The organism is Tunturiibacter lichenicola (genome assembly GCF_051013355.1).
Taxonomy (GTDB): Bacteria; Acidobacteriota; Terriglobia; order Terriglobales; family Acidobacteriaceae; genus Edaphobacter; species Edaphobacter lichenicola_F.
The window spans coordinates 38,279-64,741 of the sequence record NZ_CP132945.1 but is presented as its reverse complement, the minus strand read 5'-3'; the positions used below and the strand labels follow the sequence as shown (position 1 = coordinate 64,741).

Sequence of the window (26,463 nt, the reverse complement as noted above, 5' to 3'; positions counted from 1 at the left end):
GGAAGAAAACACTCTTGGTCTCGGGCGGAGGCGTGGCGTTGGCCCTGCTGCTCGTCTTCGGCGTTCGATACCTCGTGTGGTCAGCTCATCATGAGGAGACGGACGATGCGTATCTGGCGGGGCATCTGCACCCAATCAGTGCTCGCGTCACCGGCACAGTGCAGCAGGTCCTGATAGACGACAACCAGCATGTAGTTGAAGGACAGACCTTGATCGTCCTTGACCCGAACGACTACAAGGTGAGACTGGACCAGTCAAAGGCCGCACTTGATGCGGCAGGCCGCCAAGCTGATACCGCCGAGGCTGCGATACGCTCCACATCGCAGTCCGCTACGGCGCAAACGACACAAGCGGTGGGCACCATTGGGGAGGCCAAAGCTTCGATCCAGGCGTCCAAAGCCGCCGTCACTGCCGCTGAGGCAGGAGTTCCGCGTGCGCAGGCCCAGCTTCAAGAGGCAAATGCGACGCTGCAACGCGAAGACACCGACCTGCACAGATACGAAGATCTCTACACGAAAGAGCAGGTCTCGAAGCAAACCGTCGATCACCAGCGCGCAAGCTACCAGGTCGCCGTCGCCGGACAAACCGCGGCCCAGGAACAGGTGCGCCAGGCGCGGGCACAACTGGTTGCGGCGCAGCAAGGCGTCTTCCGTACGGAAGCGCTGCTAACAAACTCGCAAGGGGGACTGCAATCTGCGCAGGCTACAACCCTTGAGACGCGCGTACGCGAAGGCCAGTTTGCAACGACTCAGGCCGCAATCGCGCAGGCCATGGCCGCATTGGAGGACGCAAAGCTTCAACTGTCCTACACCATCATCAAAGCTCCCGTAGGCGGACGAGTCGGCAGAAAGTCAGTCGAGGCCGGGCAGCGCGTGCAGATCGGGCAGCCATTGATGGCGATTGTGGAAGATCAGCTATGGGTCGTCGCTAATTTCAAGGAAACACAACTGGAGAAGATGCGCACCGGTCAGCGTGTCGAAGTACAGATCGATACTTTTTCAAAGCACAAGTTCTATGGACATGTGGACAGCCTCGCCCCCGGCTCTGGCAATGAATTCGCGCTGCTGCCTCCGGACAATGCGACCGGCAACTTCACCAAGATCGTGCAACGGATTCCAGTCAAGATCGTGCTCGATCAGGACAGTGTGCGTGGCTATGAGAATTTGCTTTCGCCCGGCATGTCGTCAATCGTTACTGTAACCACAAAGTAAAGGAACCCTTCCATGGCAACCACAACGATCAATCCGGTGAGGGCTGTAAATCTCACGCCTGGGGCCCAAGATCATGTGTCGCTGAAGACCTGGATATCCGTTCTCGGAGTTCTTCTAGGGTGCTTTATGGCGGTGCTCGACATCATCATTACGAACTCCTCGCTGCGCGACATTGCCGGAACGCTTGCAGCCAGTTCGGATGAGATCTCCTGGGTACCGACTTCATATCTGGTTGCTGAGATTGTTACGATCCCGCTCACCTCGTGGCTCTCCGCTGCATTTTCACTGAAGAAATATCTTCTCGTGAATTCGATCTTGTTCGTATTCTTTTCTGTTTGCTGCGGACAGGCACATTCGCTGGAACTGATGATCCTCTTTCGTGTTCTGCAGGGGTTCACCGGCGGCGTGCTTATTCCTCTCTCCTTCAATGTAATCCTCACGTATCTTCCACCGGCGAAGCAACCGATTGGCATGGCAATGTTTAGCGTCACAGCGGTGTTTGCCCCTGCGATCGGGCCGCTCATCGGCGGCTGGCTGACGGACAACTACGGATGGCCCTTCGTGTTTTACATCAACATCATTCCTGGAGCCCTGTTGATCGCGGCTGTCTGGTTCACCATGGAAAAGCAACCGATGAACCTCAGTCTGCTGAAGAAAGGTGACTGGTGGGGAATCCTCACTATGGCGATTGGCCTCGCTGCATTCGAGATCGTGCTCGAAGATGGAAATCGTAAAGACTGGTTCGGCGATCCCGGGATTGTAAAACTGGCCTGGATCGCAGCGATCTTCATACCTTCATTTATCATCATCGAACTACGCAAAAAAGACCCGCTTCTTGACCTGCGCCTCTTCGCGCGAAGAAACTTCGGGTTTGGCAGTTTCATTAACTTAATCCTCGGTGTTGGCCTCTATGGCGTCGTGTTTATCCTTCCCCTGTATCTAGGACAGATTCACGGTTACGACGCCTTACAGATCGGCGAGGTCATCATCTGGCTGGGTCTTCCGCAACTCCTCGTTATTCCGCTGGTGCCGAAGCTGATGAAACACTTCGACGCCCGGATTATTATCGGCGTTGGAATACTCTTCTTTGGAGGTAGTTCGTTCTTTACCTCTGATCTCGATTCCAATTTCGCGGGCCTACAATTCCATATTCCGCTTATTTTCCGCGCATTAGGCCAGCCACTTATCATGGTTCCACTTTCTTCCGTCTCCACGGCTGGCATGGCGAAGGGACGCGAAAGTGGTTCAGCCTCTGCACTTTTCAACATGATGAGAAACATCGGGGGCTCAATCGGCATCGCTGGACTTTCGACATTGCTTTCTGTAAGAGAACGCTTCCATTCCGCCCGCATCGGAGAGTCCGTGAGCATTTACTCAAGTGCCGTGCAGGAACGCCTACAGCAGTCGGCAACTTACTTCATGTCTCAAGGCAGCGACCCGTCTTCGGCTCACATGCGCGCGATCGGCGCGGTTGGCGGCGCGGTCCGTCGGCAGGCATTCCTGCTCGCATACAGCGATTGTTTCCTGGCGCTGGGCTGTGTATTGCTCTCGAGCGCATTTGCTTTGTTCTTTATGAAAAGAGCACGTCTCTCGGGGGCAGTTGGTGGACATTGATGTACAAAAACTGGCAGTCAAAAATGCATTCCTGACACTGGATCAATCAGAGATTGTCAGGAGCGTAGGCTGTTCGGATTTCGTTTATATCGCAATGTTTCGGCTCGCCAATCTTGCAAATTCGCAATAAAGGTGTGGTGGGTTTACACGAATCGAGACAGAAGCTCAATTGTTCTGTGGTCGTTTCTCCGCGACTGGCTCAACTGAATGCTCAACCTGCCTTATTCGCAGAAGGTTGATTCCTGACCGATACGAAGGTGTCGCACGATACCAGATGGAATTCTTCAGCGATACAGAATACGGACTGCGCAGACGGCAGGACAAGCAATATATAAAACTGGGCGCGGCCGGCAAGGATCAGAGCAAGATTGTCACAGCAGTAGCCCGAGAGCTGCTGGGAAAAAAGCAACGACAACGACAAAATCAACCCTACTGTTGCGCGGAGTTGACACGGTCACTCCATATCGGATCGTGCGATGCGAGACTTCCGACGTATGTCCCCGCCCAGAATGACGTTAGCGTTTGTTAGCGATTGAGTGTAACAACCCTCTCAGCAGTTCTTACAAAGAAGAGCCCAAGAACGAGGCGTTCTGTGTAGAATGGCGGGCTGTGGCAGCAGGCGGAACCATCTTCGAATCGGAGCATGCCCTCGGCGATGATTTAGAACTCGAGCGTGCGGAACTCGACTGGCTATTGACTTCTGGCGTCCTTGGCCGCTCGGCGAACATCGCGCGTGTGCTGAAGTACGTTTGCGAAGAGCGATTTGCTGGCAGAGCCGACCAGATCAAGGAATACAACATCGCGGTAGAAGCACTGGGCCGCCGGCCGAGTTTCGACCCACAGACCGACACCATCGTGCGGGTTACGGTGCATTCACTTAGAAAACGACTGCACGATATTTATCAGATAGCGGGCGCTTTGCGGCCATTCCGAGTCGTTATGCATCCGGGAGGCTACGTACCGACTTTCCTCCCCGCAAGCACCCCCACCACAGAAACCCGTCAGCAACTGGGAGATTTGATTGAAGACGTCGAATCACCGCCGACGCAGCCCCCAATTCTTATCCCGTCTGCGGACCCGGAATATCAAGCGAGAAACCACAGAAAGTTGGGGCGGTGGATTGGAGTAGCTCTCGCCGTCGTCGTTTGCTTTATGATATGGGCCTCGCGCTTGCACCTCCCGAAAATACAGGAATTCGTACACGGTGCAGCAGCCTCGCCGATTTCTGGCCCTCCGCCGGATCAAATCCGCGCGCTCATGGGGGTAGTGCGCAAACCCTACACAGATCGCTCGGGATTAACCTGGTCCTTTGCGCGGTACTGTCGGGGTGGAACAAACATTCACTTGCCGAATCTTCGAGTTGGCGGCACTGAAGATCCGTACCTTTACCAGAGCGGAGTGCGGGGGATAACCCACTGCATCTTCCCCGTCAAACAAGGGACCTATGAGATTCATCTTCATTTTGCCGAAGCTTCGGACCTGGAAGCGGCAACTCGGCCCGCCACTTTTTCGATCAATGCCGGATCCAACATCGGCTTCGATGTCGTAAACCAAGCCGGTGGCGACGGCATCGCAACCTCAACTATCGTGGCCGGGGTGACACCGGAGAATGACGGCGCGATTCACCTCGACTACATCAGTGAGGTCTCACTCCTAAACGCGGTCGAAATCCTGCCCGAGCCTTCTGGCAAGCAGGTTCCGGTGAGGCTTTTGGCTGGCCCAGCCTCAATGCTCGATAGCAATAGACAGTTCTGGCTCTCCGATCGATACTTCAGCGGGGGCAGGCGGGGGCAAACTCCCCAACAGGCGCGACTTGCCAACCTCGGGATGTACGCATTCGACCGCATCGGCCGATTCCGCTACAACATACCGGCGGAACCGTTCGCAAAATATCGACTACGGCTCTACTTCCGGGAGCCATGGTTTGGCCGCGAGAACGGCGGCATCGGCGGATTAGGCAGCAGAGTCTTCGACGTAGCCTGTAACGGAAACATGCTGCTCAAAGACTTCGACATTCTCCGCGAAGGTGGCTCAGCGCCGGTCGTGAAGACTTTCGAAGGCATACAGGCGAGCGCCGACGGCACGATCGAGCTATCCTTCTTGCCCGTTGTGAACTATGCGGTTGTCAACGCGATCGAAGTGGTTCCCGAAGATTAGATCCACCGTCCCCGCATGGTGCGAAGGCACCGCCTCCAGATTCCCGCCGCCATCGTTTTCAACCAACCCGTCTGAAATATACTCGTCGCATTCCCTCCCCCGGCACGTGGCGTTAAGGGTGATGCTCTTGCAAGCGGCCTCACAAATTCTGTAACACCCCGCATATCACCCTCCGAAATCTCAGCTCTACAAAAATTAAAATGCCCCAGTAACAATCTGTAACAGACAGCTTTGGAACGTTCACTTGATGTAACAAGACGGACGCTGTATCTCAGTGCTAGGTTTCGGGCGTCACGTCAGAGACAACGTAACCGCTCCTCCAATTCTTCCGGCTCTTCCGCCAAAGATCGGATCGCAGCGAATAAAGCCTCCAGCCACGGCTGAGTGGTCAGTCCCGAACGTGAACACTTTTACGAAGGCCCCGAGGACCAAGCCAGATGAGATGCCACATCCCGAAGTCGATCCCCGGAACATTCAAGTCTCGCCTCAGCCTGGCGGTGCTCATTCTTTGGGCCGCGGCTTCCTTCACAGCCCCGGCATCCGTTCGTGCCCAGGCGCCCGACTTCGGTCCGAACGTTAAGATTCTTGATCCGAGCATGTCTGCTGCCGACATTCAGAGTACCCTGGACTCCGTTAACGCGGAGGCCCAGTTCAGCACAAACCGGTACCAGGTCTTCTTTATGCCGGGCACCTATAGCCCGCAGGCGCAGGTAGGTTATTACGAGGCCGTGGCTGGCCTTGGCCAAAGCCCCCAGTCGGTGACCATTAATGGCTATCTCACTGCCAACCTCACCGACAGCAACGGCAACGTCACGGATAACTTCTGGCGATCTCTCGAAAATATGACGATCAACGCCCCGACGACCCTGCAATGGGCCGTCTCGCAGGGGGCCGACTTCCGCCGCATGAACATCAACGGCCCGTTGCAGCTCACTAACACGAACTGCGGTTTTGCCAGCGGCGGCTTCATCTCCGACACCCTCGTCACCGGGAACGTTAACCCCTGCTCCCAGCAGCAGTGGTACACCCGCAACAGCACCATCGGGAGCTGGTCGGGCGGCGTGTGGAACATGGTCTTCTCCGGCGTGCAGGGCGCGCCTGTCCCGCAGTACCCCACCGGCAACCGCTACACCGTACTGCCTACCACCCCAGTCAGCCGCGAGAAGGCCTTTCTCTACGTCGACGGCAACGGCGCCTTTAACGTCTTCGTCCCCGACGCCCAGCGGAACTCCTCCGGCGCTACCTGGGTAAACGGCAACCAGAGCGGTTACTCGCTGCCCATCAGCACCTTCTTCATCGCCAAGCCTTCCACCGCGCTGGCGGACATCAACAACGCCCTGCTTCTCGGTCAGAACCTCATTCTGACCCCAGGTATCTACCAGTACGCCGGCTCGATTAACATCACCAATCCCAACACCATCGTGCTCGGCCTGGGCTATGCCACGCTCGTGCCGCAGAACGGCACGCCAGCCATCACCGTAGCGGATGTGGATGGCGTCCAGATAGCCGGGCTCATGATCGACGCCGGGCCAATCTCCTCGCCGGTGCTAGTGCAGGTCGGGACGCCCGGGGCGCCGGGGGCCAGCCACCACGACAATCCCACCTGGATCAGTGACGTTTCTTTCCGGATTGGCGGTGCTGCCAACGGCCTGGCCGACACCAGCCTCGAGATCGACAGCAGTGACGTTATCTTAGACAACACCTGGATCTGGCGTGCCGACCACGGCCAAGTCCCCGTCGGCTGGACTGTGAACGTCGCAAACCACGGCTTGGTCGTCAATGGCGACAACGTCACCGCACTCGGCCTGGCGGTCGAACACTTCGAACAGAACCAGGTCGTCTGGAACGGCAATGCCGGCGAGACCATCTTCTATCAGAGTGAATTACCCTACGACGTGCCCAGCCAGAGCGCCTGGATGAACGGCAACGCCAATGGCTACTCGTCCTATTCCGTCTCCAGTCAGGTCACGTCGCACGCGGCTTACGGTCTCGGGGTTTATTCCTTCTTCAATCAGGGCCTCCCCATCATCTTGGACAGCGCCATCACGGTGCCGGACGCGACCGGCGTCATCGTCAACGATGCCGTCTCGGTCTTCCTCAACGGCAGCGGCTCGATCACCCACACGGTCAACAACGCCGGAACCATGGTTCAGAGCGGCAACATCACAAGCTACGTCACCGTCTACCAGGGGGTCCCCTGCTCCACCACCTGCCCGGCGGCCCCTACGGCCCTCACGGCCACGTCTATCTCGCCCACCCAGATCAATCTCGCGTGGACGGCTAGTTCCACACCCGGCGTCCTCTACAGCGTTTACCGCAGCACCACGTCTTCATTCACGCCCTCGACCGCCAACCAGATCATCACAGGCATGGCCGGACTCTCCTACGCCGACACGACAGCGAGCCCATCGAGCACTTACTACTACCTCGTCCAGGCCACCGGGACCGTCGGCACCTCCGCCCCGTCGAATCTGGCCAGCGCCGCGACCGCAGCCAACGGCGGCAAGATCACCACGGACGTCCTTAAGATCGACAGCGGATACACCGGCACAACGCCTCCAGCCGGCTGGTCCGTCGATGGTGGATTTACAGGTGCCAGCACGCCTGGAAGCTCGACCACGCACGCCATCACGATTCCCTCCTCCATCCTCAACCCCGCCCCAGCAGCCGTGTACCAGACCAATCGCCGGACCAACGGCGGTAGCTTCACCTACACAGCTCCCGGACTCACCCCGGGTGGCAGCTATATCGTCGACCTGCACTTCTCGGATAACTTCTCCACGGCCGCAAAGCAGCGCCAGTTCAACGTGGCCATCAACGGCACGCAGGTGCTAAATAATTTCGACATCTTCGCGACCGCCGGGGGCGAATTCACCGCCACCGTGCAGTCGTTCTATGCCGTCGCCGACACCAACGGCGTCATCACCATCCAGTTCTCCAACGGTGCCGCCAACAATGCCCAGATCAACGGAATCGAGATCGGACTCGGCACGGTGCCCGTGCCGGTCGCGCCTTCGGGTTTGGCCGCCTCCACACTCTCCGATACGCAGATCAACCTGAACTGGACCGCGAGCTCCACCAGCAACGCCGTCTACGAGCTCTTCCGCAGCAACACACCCGGCTTCCAGCCCTCGTCCAGCACGCTGGTCACCACCACCGCCAACACCTCGTTCACCGACACCGCCCTGACACCCGGCACGACGTACTACTACATCGTCGAGGCGAACAACTCCATCCTCACCTCGCTGCCCTCCAATCAAGCCACCGCCGCTACTCAGAGCTCTTCTGGCACGTCCCCCACCGCGCCGACCGCTCCCACCGCGCTCAAGGCCTCAGTCGCCTCCAGCCGTGAGATCGACCTCCTCTGGACCGGAAGCTCCACCCACAGCGTGACGTACCAGCTCTTTCGTTCCACCACCTCGGGCTTCACTCCCTCGTCGGCCAATCTGGTCATCACGACCTCAGCCACCGGCTACTCCGACATCGGCCTCACGGAAGCCACCGCCTACTATTACGTCGTCGAGGCCACCAACACTAACGGTAGTTCGTCGCCGTCCAACCAGGTCACAGCCCAGACCGGCGGCCCCGGCAGCATCACCGCCGTTTCCGGCTCAGGCCAGACCGCGCAGGTCGGCACAGCCTTCGCCAACCCGCTGGTCGTCTCCGTGCAGGACGCCGAGTCCAACCCAATCGCTGGCGTGACCGTGACCTTTGCCGGTACTGGTTTGACCTTCCCATCTGGCGCCACCGCGATCACCGATGGCAACGGCCAGGCGCAGGTCGCGGCGCAGCCAAGCTCAAGTGGAACCCTCACCATCTCGGCGAGCGTCGACGGCCTCAGCGCCCCGGCCAGCTTCTCCGAAACCGGCACCGCTATCCCCCAGACCATAACCTTTAGTCCGCTATCTCAAGTAACCTACGGGGCTGGGCCGATCACACTCTCGGCCACCGCCTCGTCCAACCTGCCGGTGAGCTTCACCGTCTCCGGACCGGCCACAGTTTCAGGCTCTGTCCTCACGATCACGGGCGCCGGACAGATTACGGTGACTGCGAATCAGGCAGGCGACACCACCTACGCTGCGGCCAGCCCGGTCTCACAGAGCTTCACCGTCGCTCAGGCCGCATCCACGATAACCTGGGCTGCACCGGCAGCTATTACGTACGGCACACCGCTCAGCGCAGCCCAGTTGAACGCCACCGCGTCCATTCCCGGCACCTTCACTTACTCTCCGGCGTCCGGAATCCTCCCCGCCGGTGCGCAAACTCTTTCGGTCACCTTCACCCCCAACGACACGGCCAACTACACCACCATTACGACCACCGTGGTTCTGCAGGTCAATCGCGCCACGGCGACCATCACATGGGCAACACCCGCGACCATCATCTACGGTACGCCGCTCAGTGCATCGCAACTGAACGCCACCGCGTCCGTTCCGGGCAGCTTCACATACTCTCCGGCTCCTGGAATCATCCTTGGAGCAGGTGCGCAGACTCTGTCGGCCACCTTTACTCCTGCTGATCTCGCCAACTACAACACGGCTAACGCGTCGGTCTTGCAGCGGGTCAATCCGGCGGTCCTCACCGTCACAGCGAACAGCCTCTCAGCGCCGTTCGGCTCCACACCCACGCTGGGAGCCACGATCACCGGTTTCGTCAACGGCGATAACAGCTCCGTCATCAGCGGCGCGCCCGCGTTGGCCACCACTGCCAATGCGCTGAGCCTGCCGGGTACGTATCCGATCACTATCGGCACCGGCTCTCTGTCCGCGGTCAACTACATCTTCAGTTTCGTAGGTGGGACCTATACCGTCACCTTCACAGGCTCTGTGCCTGCCGCAGGTGCGAAATGCAACGGCGCGTATAACGGCGCGTATAACGGCAACATCACTGTCTCGGCCAACCAGGTCTGTGTCTTCGTCGGAGGCTCGGTCAGCGGTAACCTCACCCAGAGCAACGGCACAGTCGAACTCGTGCAGACAAGCCTCGGCGGAAACCTCCAGATCAGCGGCGGCACCTTCTCCATCACGTCCGGCACTATCATTGGCGGCAATCTGGCGGTCCAGAGCACGCAGGCGAACTCGGCCACCAACCATATCTGCGGCACCACGGTGAAGGGTGACCTCGCCCTGCAGAGTAACGGCGCCCCAGTGCTGATCGGTACTACGGACGGCTCCTGCCCGGGCAACACCGTCCACGGCAACGTCACTGTCCAGAGCAACAACGCCCTGATCAGCGTGCTAGGCAACACCATCAGCGACAACCTCACCGTGCAATCCAACTCCGCCAGCACTGTCGTCACCGGCAACACTCTCCAGGGCAATCTGGTCGATCAGAACAACACTGCCAACACTCAGATCTTCACTAACAAGATTCGCGGCAACCTCCAATGCTCGGGCAACACGTCAATCACTGGCGGCTCAAATGTCGCAGCTTTAAAACAGGGTCAATGCGCCAACTTCTAGTTTTCGATTAGGTCGTAAGCGAATTGCCGATTCAGCTTTGACCTCAGCAACACAACGCCCCGCTTGTTTGGGATCAGCAGGTTTTGAAAGTTTCTCGTTAGCCCAGAATGGCCGTGCAAGTCGTAATCACCCGACAAGTTATCGGTTGACCGCGAGCGAGGCACGAACCTGTGCACCCCGGATGCTGAGATGCGTAGATGTCAGATCACAGTCCCAGATTATCGTTCACCGCGACGACAATCTCCTGTTCCGACCCCAGATATCGTTCCGTTGTTTGAATGGAGCTATGCCCAAGTAAGAACTTTATCTGTTCCAGATCGCCGCCATTCTTGCGACAGAGCTTCGCACATGTCCGGCGTAGATCGTGTGCACCGAAGTGTTCGATTCCAATCTCCTTCGCAGATTGCTCGACGACCGACCAAATGGCCCAGTCGCCCAGCTCGTCGCCGATCACCTTTCCGCTCTTCGAGAGCGGTCGCAGCAGACGGCCTTTCTCAATCTTGGCTGCTACCATCCATCTGTCGATTGCTTTCTTAACCCATAGCGGAATCGCCACCGTTCGCACTCGACCGCCCTTGCCGCGCAGATCGGCCACCACCCATCGCCCCTCGCGGAGCTGGATATCGTCAATGTCCAGGCGGGCCAGCTCCTGCCTCCGCAGGGCGCAGCCCAACAGTAAGGCCAAGATCGCATAGTCTCGCTCGCCTTTGATCTTGGAACGGTCAGGGACCGTCAGCAGCTCCTTGGCCTGATCCCGCGTCAGCCAGTTCCCCAGCCTGGTTCCCTTCTGGGAAAGGTTGGGAACACCGGCGAGGTTTGCGGCCTCATCAGCGTCAATGATTCCGTTGCGCTGCGCCTCGCCGACGAGCTTGCGCACGGCAGACAAGCGAACGTTCACGGTGGAGGCGCTCAGTTTCTTCTCCACCATGGAAGCCCGATATTCCATGAGGAGAGCGCGAGAGAGCCCCTGTGAGCGATTCGCGCACAGGGTAAACACCTCGTCCAGCGCTTTGGCGTAGTTTCGCTTGGAATGGTCGGAAACGACAGAGTTCAGCACCATGTCCCGCAAGGCCCGAATTGCGGCACTGCGATCGAGCGGCGAGTCCCCCGACGAAGGGATGAGAGCCAGGGACGAGCTCATAGGAGCCTACCGGCGCAATGACTATGCAAACTCCAATTTTGCAACGGCCAGTTGCAAAATTGGCTGAGACTGGCGATTCTATTGATATGGAATGCTTTACTCATCATAGGGTGCGTTCCCACGCAATGTCTCCATCTTCGCACGGAGCTTGTAAATGACCTCCTGCAGGTCCTCTACGCTCGGCAGCTCCTCCTGCATGGGCGCCGGCAGCTCACGAGTGACTTGATAGGTGGACACGCCAATCGGCTGATTGGTGTTCTCAAGAGCAAATTCCACCATAGGACCGCTCCGGCTCTCGCACAGGAGAACCCGATGCTTGGGCCTTCGACCGAAGTGCTCATAGTGCGGTTCACTGCCGCCAGGTAAAAGCTCAGCTTACCGGCATGTTCGGGCTGGAAGGCACCGACCTTTAATTCGAAAACGAAATATCGGTGCAGCCGGACATGGTAGAAGAGCAGATCGATGTAGAAGGTCTGCTCGTCCACGGTCACGGGCACCTGGCTCCCAACAAAGGAAAAGCCGCGACCCAGCTCCAAAAGGAAGTCGCGCAGATGGGTCAACAGCCCCCGTTCGATCTCCCGCTCTCTGGCTGTGGCCGTCGCGGTGAGAAAGTCGAAATTGTAGGGGTCCTTGAGGATCTGCTCCGCCATGTCCAAGTTAGGGGAAGGCAACGCACGCGGGAAATTGGTCAGGGCCTTCCCCTCCCTCTCGTGCAAACCGCTCTTGACTCTGCAGGACCAGGGACATCCCGACTTCAGCCGTATGCGGCGCGAAGATACCATTCTCGTGTGGGGCGGTCCTTGATGCGGTCCAAGACTCAGACATTGTGACTCCAGGGCAATTTTGCAACGAGCTGCAAAATTTCATCCTCGGGCCAAGCCTCTGCCAGAGAATGCATGTAGCGGAGGGTTCCGAGGGCTGAACCCTTCGACTCCCGGGAACTTAGTCTGCAATCACGGGCGAGCCGGTCGATAATCTTGCCGCCCCACTTCTCAACCGCAAACCGCTGGCTCAGGTCCCGGCCGATCGACCAATAAAGGAGGATCAGCTCCCGGTTGACGGCAAACACCGCCTGCATCTGGGCGGCCCGGACGCGGCCCTTCAGGTCCTGAAGGAGTTCGTGATAAATATTTGCAACGACAACTGACATTATCGTGGGTAATAAGAGGTCGAGAGATTTTTTGTTATTGCGTATACACGCAGATATTCCCGACCTTAAAAAAAGGTCCTAAACTATTGTTCAGACTTAGCTTCCCCTTGGAGGTCATATGCCGCGTCCTATCTCCTGGCTCACTCGGCTCCACCAAATTCGGCAAACCGTAACCGCTTCTGTTCGCTCTCACTATGAGCGCCGAGAAATTGAAACACTCTTTCAAATTCAACCCAGGACTGCACAGCTGCTTTTGGAGCTGCTTCCGACCACTGAAGTTGGGAGATCGCGACTCGTGGAGCGTCAGGTGCTCGCGGACTTCCTCGAAAGGATCCACGACTCCAAGAGTCCATCCTTAGAGCTTGAGCGTATCCGAACCGAAGGAAATACCACTTCTCGCAAAAAACTTCGAACACTCGTGCGCAGAGACGTAGGCGAGTTGGGAATCGATTCCCTGCCGGCGAATATTGAACTGAGTCCAGGGCGAATGGTGATGTCCTTTCGCACCATTGAAGATCTCGCTGAGGCAATGTATTCGCTTGCTCGGATCATCGAAGCGGAAGGCGACGCGTTAGCTGAACGATACGAATTTCACAAGACTCCCGAAGCTGAGGCAGACAGTTCCGAGCTGATAGCAATGATGGAGGAGCTCGAAGAACTAGAGAGGATGCACGAAAGATAAAACCGGGTTTGGTACCTTTGGTTATTCGTCAACAGAATCTAAGAGTTTAGAGATGGCTTCGTGATATGTAATTTTGTGACGGTCAGCATAGGCTACAAAACGGTCATATTGGGAAGATACGAGACGAATCGCTAGATGTCTCGTCGGTTCCGCGGGTATGGCCCGTCGGCGTCTGGCGTGAAGTTTTTCTTCAGTTGAAGTTGATGCTTCCCGACTGATGAAACCGTGAGGTGCAGCAGCAGCGTCAACGGCCTTAAGGTCGATCGGTGACCGCGGCCGGACGGATGGAAATGCAGTGAGCCTATCGCTTAAGCTTGGGATTTCACTCGAACGATTGTCGGTTTCATCCTCAATAAGGCCAAATTTATTCATTTGGATACCTCTCTCGTTCAATGGCATGCAGCGTCTCCACTAGCTCTTCCACGAGATCATGGATGTTTTGGTAAGCTGCCTCCAAATTTCCTACTTTATGCTCTCCAAGCTCAGACAAGGTCAGTCTTTCGACGAAAATAGCCTTGAAAGCCAGACGTTCGGCCAAACTGGTGCGGAAGCGAGGGACACCGGCGGCAATCAATTCGGCTTCCAACTGGCGCTGCACCGAAGACACCGGCGCACCCGGCGCTGGTGTTCTAGTCATTAGAACCCTGAAAGGAATTTTGCGGGTGAGATTGGATCTCTGCGCGACCTTTTCCTCATCCCGAACGGCCCTAATCGCCTTACCGGCCTGTCTAACATCTACCGCGCTGGCTTGAACGGGAATAATCACGAAGTCAGACATGGCAATGGACCTGGAGACAAGAACGCTCGCGGTTCCTTCAAGATCGATAAAGACAAACTGATCATTTTGAGCGTCAAGTATCTCCATGAGGTTCGACTCTTTGACCCCACCGATCACGCTCAGGGTCGTTTTTGAGTCGCCATTGAGCTTCCAATCTATGATGGGCTGGTTTGGATCAGCGTCCAATACGCACACTGAAGCCCCGCTTTGAGCGAGATAAGTAGCAAGGAGTAGGGTAGTCGTACTTTTCCCCGCTCCACCCTTCGGATTTGAGACTGCAATTACTGGCATCTGATTCCATTCTGCACGCTGCGATATCGCAACTACATTTTGATATTGCTACTTTATCGCAGGTTATCGTCGTTATCGCAGCGATATCGCTCTTTTATCACCACAAGTACCTTTTGAATCAACACGGGCGACAACGATTGTTGGTTGGTTTATCGCAGCGATATCGCAATATTGCATCTTGATAAAAGTTCTCTCGATTTGTCGCAGCGATATCGCATATAGCAAGTTTTTGGAGGGAGCAACACACTCCGCGTCCATTTATTGTCGCAGCGATATCGCTGTATCGCAAACTTCCGGCGGTCACAGCAGCCAATTTGTTATCGCAACGATATCGCAGCAATATTTCAACGATATCGCAAACAATAACACTTATCGCGAGCCGGCCGATCTGACCCACGGTGCGACGGATCGCAGCATCTCCTGCTGCCACGCCGACCCGTGGCTTACGTTGCGTGTATTTTCCTTTGCTGATAAACCCAAGAAATCTTGGCCGACTAGGGGTACAAAGTTCAAGTGGGGAACATGAAAGTAGCGCAGACCGGTGCCAAATTGCTCACTTGGGGGCGAACGTCGCAGAAACGGACTCCTCTCTAGTGCCGTGCCAACACACCTCTCTATAGACTTTGGCGAGAGGTTGGCTGGCAAATGGTTATATAACCCTTTTGTAATCAATGATGAGCGGCTGACAATGTCAGCGAAGGATCCGTATTCTGCCAGCCAACCTCTCGAACATTAGGTGCCTCAGGCTCTAAAAATACAATTCGCAGCAAAAGCGAGAGGTGCGCTGGCACAATCTGCACCAACTTCTATGCATTTTTGCCGCAACTAGCGGCTGAAACGAGGGCGCGGCCCCTGCCTCCAATCATTCCCGCGCATTAGAGAGGTGCATTGGCACGAAGCGAGAGGCTGGGTGGCAAAAGTAGGGAGGTCCCGTGGCAGAAGTAGCGAGGTTGGATGGCAAAAGCGTGAGGATCGCTGGTTCTTCGAGCGCGAGGTCCACTGGCAACTTTAGAGAGGTTTGCTGGCAAAGATAGAGAGGTGCATTGGCAAAGATAGCCAAGTAAATAATTTGTTATCAACCACTTACCGGAGTCTATAGTACTTAGCTGTCTTTATAGTTCTTGCATTTATTAAAGCAATCAACAAACATAAGGCAGCAAACCACATGACGCGAAAAAACATTACCCAAAAACTCGATAATAGGCCATCCTCGCTGATGCCTATTGCTGTTGATGTTGATCTAGTGAGATTCGAAAAAAATCTCCTCCAGATCGGGTTTTTCGGTGCTAATGATGCGCGAGACAAGAATCGGACGTCTCGACGGATTGAGCAAATCGTTTTTCGGAACGGACACAAGGTCAAAGTTGCAGCTGAATTTCGGGGATCTGAACAGTTGGGATTGCCTTCAACCACTGACCGGGACAAATTCATAGCTTTGCTCAAAATCATCAGTGAAGAACGAGCCAAGACTGGTCAGATTAGCAATCCGATTAGATTTAGCGGCTATCGAATGATTCAAGAATTGGGACTTTCAAGGAACGGCGAAATCTACGAAGAAATAGTTCGTTGGGGTAAGCGTATGACCGATACTACGATTACTTCAGAACAAGTTGTATACCGCGCCGCAAAAAAGGTTTATTCAGACGAAGTACTACACGTATTTCGCGCTTTCAAGCGGACCGGGAGCAGCAATCTAAACGGTACCGAAAAACAGGAACATTACGAAGTCACTCTTGAAGATTGGCTTATAGAGAATCTGAACCAACGCTATGTAATTCCAGAGGATTTCAATGCCTACAAACAGCTCACTCGCCCAACAGCAAAGGGGATTTTTGGAAACCTGCACCTCTGGTTCCATGCGAGTCAGGGAAGGCAAGTAGAGAAGGATTATGCGGAACTATGCAATCTACTGAATGTGCAGGCCTACCCACATCTCTCGAAGATAAAGTCAACGATGGGCCTCGCACTTAATGAACTTGTGAAGATCAAGTACATTTCGAAATGGGATGTGCTGCCAATGACCAGTAAGAACGGATACAAAATCGTTCTTATGCCTGGTGCGGAGTTGCTTCGAGTGCTTCACAACTCACGGCCAGAACAACGCGAACTGAATACTGTATCGCTTGATGAACCGACGGTACCAAATGCTGAAGAGGACGATTCCACAAAGCTCCTGATGAAGCACGGAATCGCAGTCGCAAAGGCTCGGCAGCTTGTCGATCGGTTTGGTCCTGATACTGTTACCGACACAGTGGAGCACTTCGAAAGTGAAACGAGTGCAGGGAAGCGCAGCCGTGTAGATAATCCATCGGGATTGATCATCTGGTCCTTAGAAAACGGTGTAACAGTGCCGGCAGGTTTCATCAGCAGTCGCCGCAGAGAAGCGTTACGTCAGGCATCGGAAAGAGACCGGGCCAAGCAAGAAGCAATACAGGACCTCCAAAACACCTATCAAAGTTGGGTCGATGCGAAGAGGAAGGAAGCAGTTGTCATCCAATATCCTGGGGAGAAGCTACTGGAAAAGTTAAAAGAGATTGTAAAGAGTAGGCGTACTGATCCATATTTTATGAAAGCTCCCGCAACGCAACGAATGAATTTAGCGATGCAGATCATTAACAAAGATGTTCGCGATACCCTGGTACTTCCTTCCTTTGACGAATGGCGTTCTGAAAACAGCCAAATAAGACTGTTCTAGGAAACAATATTCTCAGAAAGCTTGAAGAAGGCTCTTCGCATCGACCTCCCCAACTCAAAGAGCGGCCACAACGATAAAAAAGTTCAGAGCAAAGAGTAGAAATGCAGGGATTGCGGCGTACCAAGGATCGCGAATTTTGATGCGTGTGATCAACGCAAGAAACATCATTGTTGTGAGCCCCCCGGCTGACAACAGCAAGATAGGACGAAAGAAGTGACCCATGACCAGCCCTAGGCTTCCGGCAACTTGTAACAGGCCAGTGAGTATTCGAAAACGGGCGAGACGGTAGCGGTCAAATTCGGTAGTCGTCTTTTCTGATAAGAAACAGCTCATGCCATACCAGGCGAAAAGAGCGGCCGAGATGTCTTGAGCTATTTCTGGGATGGAGTGCATTCCTGCTTCTACGTTATACACTCGGAACACCTCCACCAGCGCACTACCCAGATGAGGTCGGAAAAATGAAAGCACTAATTCCCATTATTCAGGTCATAGTGGCCTTCGGCCTGTTGAATGTCTGGTTAGTCCGTTTTCACCAGAGCACCCTCTATCGCGGAGGTGGTTCTCACTCGATGCGAGAAGAATTCGCGTATTATGGTTTTTCAGTTTGGTTTACTTATGTGATCGGGGCTCTGAAGGTAGGAGCGGCGCTTTGCTTGATCGCGGGACTATGGCTTCACATCTTAGTGTTTCCGGCAGCCTTTCTGATCTGCATACTAATGTTGGGCGCGCTGACCATGCACTTTAAGGTTCGAGACCCCCTAAAAAAGTTCCTACCGGCACTTATCATGCTAATCCTCAGTATCAGCGTCTGTTTCGGTTCATTTAGTTGACGCATATTCATTCGTTTGAGCTACCCGCCGGTACCGAGCTCAATTGGGATAGGTCGCGCCACCCCTAGAGCCAACGTGCTCGTAGATTCGTCTTACAAGTCCAGCCATAAAATCGCAGTTTGAAAAGTCGCTTGCCGGTTAGTAGCGAAGGACAATACGGCCTGCAGCAGACGGTTAGGCTTCGGCGGCAGGCGTTCATTTTCTGCTTACTAACTGCAGTGAACGCTTAGGACGCCAGTATCACCCTGTTACGTCCGCCCGTTTTTGCCGCATACAGTGCTGAGTCGGAGCGGCTCAACAAGTCGCTAGGACTATCGCCTGTCGATACGGCGACGCCGATGCTGATTGTGAAGCGGATGGGTGAGCCTTCAGGGGAGGCCACCTCCATGTCCGATGCTGCGGCGCGCACCCGCTCGGCGGTGGACATGGCCTCAGACGCGTCGGTGTCGGGTAGTACCAACAGAAACTCCTCGCCCCCCCAACGCACCACCATGTCTATGGATCTCAGCGTGTTTTTGCAGATTCGTACGAATGCACACAACACTGAATCTCCGGCGGTGTGTCCGAACCCGTCATTGATTGCTTTGAAATGGTCGATGTCCAGCATCAACACCGCGAACGGACGCCCATTACGCGCGTGTCGACTGGCCTCCGCTATGAGGAGCGTGTCACCTTTTCGGCGGTTGTAGGCGCCAGTGAGCGAATCGACCGTCGCGAGCAACTTCATTTTGTCTTCCAGCCCCTTACGCTCGGTAATATCGCGCGAGACCACTACGAAACCACGCACGGTTCCGGACTCGTCCGGTAGTGCGGTGACGACGGAGTTTGCCCAAAGGCGGGATCCATCGCGCTTTAGCACCCAACCTTCTATCTCTGTGGATCCGATGCGCTGTGCCTCAGCCAGCAATAGGTCGATTCGAGGCCTATCAGGGTCGTCCGGAGGGTGTAACAAACTCATGCTGCGACCCTCCACATCGGCGGCGAGCCAGCCGGCATACCGTTGTACGGATTGGTTCCATTCTTCGATTAAGCCGTCCATCGTGATCGTATAAATTGCATAATCTCGTACGTTGTCAAAGATTGCGAAGAATTTCTTCCGATCAACGTATAACTTCTCCTCCTGTTTCGAGAGCCTACTGACATCTGTTAGTACAGCCATATAAACGTTGTGTTTAATTTGGTTAACTGTGAGCGAAAGCACCAATTCCTGCTCGCCTGCGAGCGCTCTAAGCCACTGCTGTTCCACGATGGTTCCGGCCGGCCCGGAGAACCGTGCCACCCGCTGGCGAAGATCGGGCGCGATGGGTGCGAGAGCCGAGTAAATATCTAGAAGTGTGTCGGCTGTCGTGATGGACGCCAATAGCGCTGACGCAACTGGGTTCATCATGTCGACTGCTCCATCGGCGCTAAATTTTACGACGCCGACGGGCATCAGATAAAGAAACTGAAGAAGGTCTTCCATAGCGGGCATCACGCTGGAGGTGGAGAAATTACCTGAGTTCAACGGCGAGATACATTCGGTGCCGAGTGGGCTGCTTCAGTAGTCTCAGCCTCACCGCAGTAGGTCTCATACCCAGTGTGAAGACATAATCTATAACAGAGTCAATCGTCGGTTCGGTTTCGAATCGATGTGCCACCATGAAATTGTTTGTACAGGGCGCCACAGAGAAAAAAAAATTCCTCCCAAGGACGGTTGCCTTCGTCAGGCCTGACAATCGGCTTTCTGCCGCGTTATAGCTCGTAACTGTGCCGTCTTCCGACATCGCCACGACTCCGAAGGGCAGCGTATCCAGTTCTATATCGTCCGCCGCCTCCAACTGATTAAGCAGGGCTGTATCTCTGAAGTTGCAGTCCATATTCTTTCCCTCGCGTTGTGCGTTACGACTGTTCTCATAAGGGCTTTAGCACCCGACGAAAAAGCTATAAGCTTCGTCCAGCGGAGCTACGTTGGGCCTAATAGTATTCTTTTTCTTTCGCCAAAGCGTATGCGATTTCGTTTATCGGTGACGTTGCTACAGAGAACACCACGACGGGCGAGTTTGCTCAAAGCTGTTGCCGGTGCTATTGACCTGATAGCAGCCTCGGCGAAATAGTCACCAGATTGCTGTACCAGCGTAGACGGGTACGAGAGCCTACCAGTCTAACTCACCGGTGAGGGGATCTATTGGCTTTGCCAAACCGAAGGTAAATTTCTTCGGGCGTTCGGCGGTAGTCAAATGTGTCTCAATCCAGAACTCCAGTTCTCGGCGCAGGAGGTCTTGAGGTAACTCTGAATTTGGAACGATAAAAGCTTTTAGCCGCATACCCTCGTCGGTTCGCATCAAACGCACTGCGGCGTCCGCAACGCCGGGACGAGAAACCAACAAGGCGGCTATTCGCGCGGGATAGACGTTCGTCCCGCCCACCTGCACCGATCCATCCAGACGTCCAGCGAGATAGAAGCTGCCGTCATCGCAAAATTGAATACCATCCATAAGCTGAACCCGCATCCCCGAATTATGGATGAGGTTAGTCTTCCACCAATCGCTTGTGGTCACAGGTTGCCAGTGCGGCATTAATCGATAGGTTTCTTCAGGCCATGCACGAGTACCTACTCCGGACGTTTCCGTCGAGCCGTAGATCTCCGTCATCCTGTGTAAGCCTCTTTCCATAAGCGAATCGATTAGCCAACGCGAACAAGGAGCCGTTGAGACCACGCCACTAACGCCTTCAGGCCACTTCGACAGTGTCCGGTTTAGAAATTGCCAATGCTCCGGAATGGAAACGACCAAGTCCCCACGCCGCGGCCAGTGATCTGACCCCGCTTGGCGCATACGCTTGTCAGATAAGACGTCAATGCCGAGTTGGTCTGGCAGCATCGCGGTAAAGATAAACCCATAGATGTGATGAGGCAGCGCCAGAGCGACGGCGCGCGTCTGGGTCGCAAACATTTCAGTAAGATGACAAACCTCAACTTGCAGGTGTGTAAATTCGTGTGTACATCGTTTCGGTGCGCCGGTCGAGCCGGACGTCCGGAACGTGATGTGGACCACGCCTGCCTGCCACGCACCCTCGATAATGTCTAGCCAATCCCCAAACGTCGTAGCGGAGGAAACCTCGATGTCGATGTTCGCTTCGGACAGGTGAAACATCTCATTCATAGCCGCCGCGAGCCCTATAACTTCGAGTGAGTCACAGCCGAGTGAATGTGAACCGTCTCCGGCAATCTTTACATCTTCAGGCCATGCCCCTGACAAGTGATGCGGGAATTCTTCGTCGCGGGAGGCACGTCCCCTAGCAGCTTTGAGCTCTGTTTCGAGCAGGCTCTGAAGAACTCGGGTTAATGCATGGCGAGATAGAAAAGGCGATGTCATATCCGGAAGTGCTCTAGATCATGTGTCAGCGTGAAGATACTTTACGCTTTGACCATATTTCATATCGGCACGATCAAATTTGTGCGATACGCAGCTACGACGTTCTAACTAGCCTAGGCGCCCGGCGCTCCCTCGCTCGGCGCGTAAACATCTATCTGCATCCGCACGCAGTCATACCGCTCCATGTGACAAGAATCGGATACCAGACGCTGATTTTAGGAGCCTACCGCAGTTTCGGTTTCAGGCGTCATTACGGCTCGAGGCCTTCTTTGCCTCGCCTGGCTTTCTTCTTGCTTCGCTTTGGCTTCGATTCAGACTTGATTGTTCTTGTTATCGTCACGGAAGCCAACTTCGTGGACGCCGGCTTGGCAGGCCTAATGGCCGAAGTTCGTCTCACCTTTCGTGCCACAACAAGCCCCGTGTCAACTTTCTCGCTCATCGTCGGCGTGAAAGTGTGTGTAATCGCTTTTTTCTCCAAATTTCCGAAATAATTCCGGCGTCCTCGGTATTTACTAAGCTTCTCGGTCTTTACGAAGTCGGCGAGCAATGCTCGCGCTTCCAGTAAATGTGAGATACGTTTATCAATAGCTCCCAGTAGTTCGTTAGTCATGGTCTCCTCAGCATCAGCATAGTTTTCTTAATCTCATCTACTTGAAGAAAATCATCCTGGTGTAGGTTCCACATTTTCATCGCCAACAGTGAAGCAATACTCCTGCTATTACAGACCCCGTTGAGATATCGCCCGTCTAGAATTGCTCTGGAGGGGTTCTATGTGGTAAGCCTCGAATTCCCGTCGGCCTCTTACGTCGCGGTAATGGTGGATGAATTTTGAACTGTGGTCGCACAAGAGTCGTCAACCGCTTTTCTGTGCCTGGGAAAGATGGAGCAATGTCACAGTCGCCTAAGCGAATAAAACGGTATTGGCGGAGGATATCATGCCTGGACTTCCATTTACCCTAACGCTACTCGACATTCCAGAGCCGCGCATTATGCTCTGCCCAGTCGTAAGAAACGTCCCCAGGCAGAACATCACGATTTTTGTAGAACGGAACTGTTTGTTGGCCAGATTTTATTAGATCGAGGCCTAGTATCGCCCTTTCAAACAACTATTAACTACCCATTATCGACAAATTCCTTGAGTCTTCTCCTGCAAGACGCAATTAGGTCTGGATCTGCTTCAAATGCGACAACGCGAAAAAAAAATTGCGTAAATAGAATGCTGCGTCCTCTCCTTTGTGCAGCCCAAGTCTAAACAGGTGGAAAGAAGAGGAACTAAGAACGAAGCCACTTTGAAAGAAGAACTGGAAACAGCGAACTTTCACTGGTTGCGCTTTCCGAATTTGTCCAAAGAGGACACGGCCGAAAAGAAGCTAGGTGCACGACACTTTCGCGCGAACATGGATACAAAATCGCCGAAGTAACGATGAGCTTCGCTAATTACGCTTACAACAAGCCTTACGCACAGTGCATGGCCAGCGGTGAAAACGGCTCAGTAAGAAAACTGGAGGACAGCTACCTGCAGAAGGCGTTGAGGGGACTTGGATATGTGCACAAGATGTGCATGGATCTCTATGGCCGTGACACCCTATGCCAGGCAAAATCCCCGGCGATGTTCCCGGCACCTTGAATGAAATTCTGGAACAACTCAGGCTTGTAGAAAAAGTGATCGTGGAGTACCTGCCGCTATTGCCGCCGCCGCCTTCTGTTCCGGCTCCAAGGCCAGGTCCTCCCCCTATCTCTATGCCGTGCTCTCCGGCTAGGAGAGTTTCCCTACCATCCATGCTCCGGCGTTCGTGCTCTTTGCGGTGCCTCACGATTTCGGTCCGACGGACCACTCCGCATCCCGCGCTCTGCTAGAGGCACGTGATCTGAAGATCACCGAGTACTATGGATGCTACATCTCTGCTCTACCGGGTGGCGAACCCGTGTATACAGTTGCGTCAGCTGTGAGTATTAAAGGCCCAAGATTGCCCGATTGTGTAGAAGTGCAGAAATACGAAAGCCGCTACTTGAATAAGTAGCGGCCTTGTGCTGAACGGGGAAATACGCTGGTTAATGGAGCGGAGGATTGGCGCGTTGGACAAGATCGAGCGCCTGCTGTGGGAACCATGCGCCTGCTGCTGGATCGTAGAGTCTCCAGAGCGGATCGAAGGTAGCCTGCTGAGCAGCGGTGGTGGGCCAGCTGGCTGGATCGTAGACGCTATAGTCCCAGGCGCGTGCACCACCCGCAGAGTCGCAGGTGCCATCAGATTGGCCAGGGGTTTTGACCCACAGGTAAGCGTCTAGCAGCGCAACGCCGGTCTTCGCCGTCGGAGGAGTGCCGAGACCGCGGGCGGGCGGGTTACACCAGCCTCCGTTGCTGAGGGTCGTAATGACGGATGCGGGTTGGTTGTAGGGCGGGTTGGCGTAGCTAGCTGCGTTGAAGGGGCCCTGTCCGTTGCGGCTGGTATCGATGACGAAGTGAGTGGTGGGGACTGCGCTGCCCATATTTTGCTGAAACCACTCGTCGGTGTACACCCAGGTGGTGATGTCGTTGGGGTTCACGGTGCCAAGCGGAGAGTAGTACTGGCTGGCGCAGTAGGAGTAGTTGCCGAGGCGCCAGCCACCGTCGGCAGGGTTCATGCCGAAGGCCATGCAAGCGGAGACCCACGTGTCGAATTTGGATTCATAGGTGGAGAGGTTGAAGTTCGAGACGTTGGAGAAGAAACCCTGGGCCTGTTGAACACCGGCCGTAATCAAGCGCTGAGTGATAACGGGAACGGCCTGCCAATGGCTGTTGCCAGCATCTATATAGACGCTGGTTTTGGGCTGCTGCTCAAGTCGGGTGATGGCGTAGTTAATCTGGGCGTAGCGGCTAGCGACGGCCTCGGGTATGTTGACCTGCGTGGGATCGTATCCGCAGTCACTGGGAAGGTCGGCGATGGCGTCGGGCTCGAGCATGATGACGACCTTCTGGTTGCCGATGGCGCCGGCAATCGCGTCGACCCAGGTCTCGTAGTCGGTGGTGTTCTCGGCGCCGCCGGCGGAGTAGCTGCCGCAGTCGCGGCCGGGAATGTTGTAAAGAACGAAGAGCGGAATGGCGCGCTGGAAGTTAGCCTCGCGCAGTGTATTGGTGACGGTCGAAGCAGTTTGGGCAGCGGTATTGCCGGTAAGCCACACCGCCTGCGGGGTGGCCTCCATCGCGGCGATCAACAGAGCGTTTTTGAGCTGAAACTTCTCGAGCAGATCCACAGCCTGTTGAATGGAACCACTGGCTGGTTGCGGGACGAAGAAGCGAGTATTGGTGGGGAGGGTTTTGTCAGTTAGGGTTTGCGCGTTTACCTTGATTGCAACGGAAGTAACCGATAGCAGAGCGGCTGCGAGCGCCCTAATGGTGATGCTTCGGATGAAGCGATGATGCATGGGGAGCCTCCTGAGTAGTGTTCACGAGCGGGTATGCGATCGGCACCTTCCGACGAGCGTGGAAGGCTCAATGCGCCGCGCAACAACTTATTGAGTCCGGCCCGTGTTTGTCAATCAGATCGACGACGCGCATCGCATTTACCAACTGCTTATTCAGCGAACAACTCGTGAATTTCGGTTTGCCCGTAGCAACACTGCTCACTTGTAAGGCACGTCTAAGAGCTCAACAACAACAACAAAGCTCATGATCTCCTAACCGAGGGGTGGCTTCTTTTTGACCTCAACCGAACTTTTCTTACCTCGTGACTGTGTTTGGAGGTTAAAAGAATTCGTTTATTGCATACAACCTAAGGCTTTGTCGTATTTCTTCACGAAGCACAACAAGACCCGGCTGAAGAGCATCTATATAAAGAAGAAGGAATTATGGGGGTATCCATGAGAGCTTTGAAGAGTTGGTTATTCGGACTTGCTTTAGTCGTTGTGTTCCTTGGCACATCTGCATCTTCAGCGTCAGCACAGGTTGTAGTGAGAGTGGGCCAGGATCATCCCCATCACTACCATCACCGATATCATCACCACCACCATCACTACACACACAACTATCGCTAAGATCAGCAATAGCCCTGTTGCTCTCAATCTTCCGAGCACAGCAGGGCATCCTTTTGCAACTATGGCGGTTATTTTTTTGCGACGCCGAAGTGCATAGTTCATGCACCCTCGGCGGGAAGGGTAACCGTTACACTTTGTTGTACATCCTAAACTTTGCCTTCTGGGGTTGTCCGAGCTTGCTCAAATGAAATGCCATTTGATCCCGTATCGTCTCCTGCATTGAACAGAAGTTCCCATATTTTTGTAGTGGTCTACACTGCCTACCGCAAAAACCCGTTCCTTTGCTCAAACAACAGTCACAAATGCCAGAACATATCTGACCGGGCTGCCTTGCAGCGCTCGCCAACCACCAACGCCCACCAACTAGCGTCCGCACCGTGGCGGTGTAACCCACCAGCGACCCAGCACTGATCAATACACTAAAGCCGCCGCCCTCACCGGGATCGTTGGGATGAACGCGATCAATGTCACGCATCCGGAGTGGGTCGAGATCGTCAGCTGGAATGACTTTATTGAGGGCACCTATGTAACCCAGATCGACGATCCTAGCAAGGATTCCGTTCGCCAACTTCCTCGTCCAGAGCGGACTTCCCACGCAACCGGGACCTCTAAGTTATTTCCATAGCCATGCAGGGCGGGCCTGGGAGTTGTTGCCATACTTCATCCCTTGGTACAAGACCGGCTCTCAGCCAGATCTAGACAAGAACGCCGTCTGGACCTATCGCACGTAGTCAGTCGCGGACAACGCCACACCGGCATCCCGGCCCTCGGAACGCTGAACGGTCCTATCGCCGATAAGATCTACCTCACCGCAAACCTTATTCAGCCCGGAACGCTTACCGTCACCTCCGGCACGCTCACGACATGCTTCATCTCTCGGAAGCACGGACGTTCAGGCTCCCTTCATGGATGGTAATCCTCCAATCTTCAACTTCACACCTAACGACAAAACTGCGCCGCATTGATCGGCAGCGGTAGAGATCCTATCGGAAATTTACATCTACTTCCCGGCAGGTGGACCCTTAATGCAGTACAACGATGAGGATCATTCCACCGGCCATGTGAGTGCGGCCCGCTGTGCATCATCC

At 54.9% G+C, this 26,463-nt stretch carries 19 protein-coding genes and 1 pseudogene; 9 read left to right on the top strand and 11 right to left on the bottom strand.

The genetic code is table 11. The annotated features are described in order from the left end of the window. Positions 1-32: 32 nt before the first annotated feature. The 4 genes from RBB82_RS23315 to RBB82_RS23300 all read left to right on the top strand — a co-directional run bounded on the left by RBB82_RS23315 (position 33) and on the right by RBB82_RS23300 (position 10,444). On the top strand, positions 33-1,211 hold the full coding sequence (locus RBB82_RS23315; protein ID WP_433975510.1) for an HlyD family efflux transporter periplasmic adaptor subunit: 1,179 nt from the start codon (positions 33-35) through the stop codon (positions 1,209-1,211). Between the two features lie 12 nt (positions 1,212-1,223). After that, on the top strand, positions 1,224-2,825 hold the full coding sequence (locus RBB82_RS23310) for a DHA2 family efflux MFS transporter permease subunit (RefSeq protein ID WP_433975509.1): 1,602 nt from the start codon (positions 1,224-1,226) through the stop codon (positions 2,823-2,825). Between the two features lie 609 nt (positions 2,826-3,434). After that, positions 3,435-4,982, top strand: coding sequence for a malectin domain-containing carbohydrate-binding protein (locus RBB82_RS23305; RefSeq protein ID WP_433975508.1), 1,548 nt, complete (start codon positions 3,435-3,437; stop codon positions 4,980-4,982). Positions 4,983-5,419: 437 nt separating this feature from the next. Continuing rightward, entirely contained in the window at positions 5,420-10,444 is a 5,025-nt protein-coding gene (locus tag RBB82_RS23300; RefSeq protein ID WP_433975507.1) for a malectin domain-containing carbohydrate-binding protein, read from the top strand. 205 nt (positions 10,445-10,649) lie between these two features. On the opposite strand, the gene RBB82_RS23295 is transcribed toward RBB82_RS23300, so the two are convergent. The 4 genes and pseudogenes from RBB82_RS23295 to RBB82_RS23280 form a co-directional block, all read right to left on the bottom strand. Continuing rightward, the gene (locus RBB82_RS23295; protein WP_433975506.1) at positions 10,650-11,585 is read right to left on the bottom strand and encodes a tyrosine-type recombinase/integrase; all 936 of its coding nucleotides are present in this window, start codon (positions 11,583-11,585) and stop codon (positions 10,650-10,652) included. Between the two features lie 96 nt (positions 11,586-11,681). After that, positions 11,682-11,864: a hypothetical protein gene (locus RBB82_RS23290; RefSeq protein ID WP_433976022.1), complete on the bottom strand. Its 183-nt coding sequence runs from the start codon at positions 11,862-11,864 to the stop codon at positions 11,682-11,684. Between the two features lie 86 nt (positions 11,865-11,950). Continuing rightward, positions 11,951-12,235: pseudogene (locus RBB82_RS23285) on the bottom strand (PDDEXK nuclease domain-containing protein); the annotation flags it as partial. A 167-nt stretch (positions 12,236-12,402) separates the two neighbouring features. Beyond that, the gene (locus tag RBB82_RS23280) at positions 12,403-12,735 is read right to left on the bottom strand and encodes a DUF1016 N-terminal domain-containing protein (RefSeq protein ID WP_433975505.1); all 333 of its coding nucleotides are present in this window, start codon (positions 12,733-12,735) and stop codon (positions 12,403-12,405) included. Between the two features lie 493 nt (positions 12,736-13,228). Here RBB82_RS23280 and RBB82_RS23275 point away from each other — a divergent pair, with 493 nt between their 5' ends. After that, positions 13,229-13,417, top strand: a complete 189-nt coding sequence (locus RBB82_RS23275; protein WP_433975504.1) for a hypothetical protein — start codon at positions 13,229-13,231, stop codon at positions 13,415-13,417. A 364-nt stretch (positions 13,418-13,781) separates the two neighbouring features. Here the strand turns inward: RBB82_RS23275 and RBB82_RS23270 are convergent, their stop codons facing one another. Further along, positions 13,782-14,486, bottom strand: a complete 705-nt coding sequence (locus tag RBB82_RS23270; protein ID WP_433975503.1) for a ParA family protein — start codon at positions 14,484-14,486, stop codon at positions 13,782-13,784. A 1,165-nt stretch (positions 14,487-15,651) separates the two neighbouring features. Here RBB82_RS23270 and RBB82_RS23265 point away from each other — a divergent pair. After that, positions 15,652-17,181: a replication initiator protein A gene (locus RBB82_RS23265; protein WP_433975502.1), complete on the top strand. Its 1,530-nt coding sequence runs from the start codon at positions 15,652-15,654 to the stop codon at positions 17,179-17,181. A gap of 54 nt (positions 17,182-17,235) precedes the next feature. On the opposite strand, the gene RBB82_RS23260 is transcribed toward RBB82_RS23265, so the two are convergent. Next, positions 17,236-17,595 carry a DoxX family protein gene (locus RBB82_RS23260; RefSeq protein WP_433975501.1) on the bottom strand — a complete coding sequence of 120 codons (360 nt, stop codon included), beginning with the start codon at positions 17,593-17,595 and terminating at the stop codon, positions 17,236-17,238. A gap of 44 nt (positions 17,596-17,639) precedes the next feature. Here RBB82_RS23260 and RBB82_RS23255 point away from each other — a divergent pair, with 44 nt between their 5' ends. Then, a complete protein-coding gene (locus tag RBB82_RS23255; protein WP_433975500.1) occupies positions 17,640-18,011 on the top strand; it encodes a DoxX family protein in 372 nt (123 codons plus the stop codon). 226 nt (positions 18,012-18,237) lie between these two features. On the opposite strand, the gene RBB82_RS23250 is transcribed toward RBB82_RS23255, so the two are convergent. The 4 genes from RBB82_RS23250 to RBB82_RS23235 all read right to left on the bottom strand — a co-directional run bounded on the left by RBB82_RS23250 (position 18,238) and on the right by RBB82_RS23235 (position 21,974). Then, entirely contained in the window at positions 18,238-19,515 is a 1,278-nt protein-coding gene (locus tag RBB82_RS23250; RefSeq protein WP_433975499.1) for a sensor domain-containing diguanylate cyclase, read from the bottom strand. Continuing rightward, positions 19,502-19,867 carry a PAS domain-containing protein gene (locus RBB82_RS23245; protein ID WP_433975498.1) on the bottom strand — a complete coding sequence of 122 codons (366 nt, stop codon included), beginning with the start codon at positions 19,865-19,867 and terminating at the stop codon, positions 19,502-19,504. Before RBB82_RS23245 ends, RBB82_RS23250 begins: the two co-directional genes overlap by 14 nt. 276 nt (positions 19,868-20,143) lie before the next feature. Then, positions 20,144-21,364, bottom strand: a complete 1,221-nt coding sequence (locus RBB82_RS23240; RefSeq protein WP_433975497.1) for an AMP-binding protein — start codon at positions 21,362-21,364, stop codon at positions 20,144-20,146. 250 nt (positions 21,365-21,614) lie between these two features. Beyond that, positions 21,615-21,974, bottom strand: a complete 360-nt coding sequence (locus RBB82_RS23235; RefSeq protein ID WP_433975496.1) for a hypothetical protein — start codon at positions 21,972-21,974, stop codon at positions 21,615-21,617. Between the two features lie 813 nt (positions 21,975-22,787). Between RBB82_RS23235 and RBB82_RS23230 the strand changes: the two genes are divergently transcribed. Further along, on the top strand, positions 22,788-22,991 hold the full coding sequence (locus RBB82_RS23230; protein WP_433975495.1) for a hypothetical protein: 204 nt from the start codon (positions 22,788-22,790) through the stop codon (positions 22,989-22,991). A gap of 425 nt (positions 22,992-23,416) precedes the next feature. Here RBB82_RS23230 and RBB82_RS23225 read toward each other — a convergent pair whose 3' ends face one another. After that, complete coding sequence (locus tag RBB82_RS23225) at positions 23,417-24,766, bottom strand: glycoside hydrolase family 6 protein (RefSeq protein ID WP_433975494.1); 1,350 nt, start codon at positions 24,764-24,766, stop codon at positions 23,417-23,419. A 1,060-nt stretch (positions 24,767-25,826) separates the two neighbouring features. Here RBB82_RS23225 and RBB82_RS23220 point away from each other — a divergent pair. Then, entirely contained in the window at positions 25,827-26,000 is a 174-nt protein-coding gene (locus tag RBB82_RS23220) for a hypothetical protein (RefSeq protein ID WP_433975493.1), read from the top strand. The last annotated feature ends 463 nt before the right edge of the window (positions 26,001-26,463 follow it).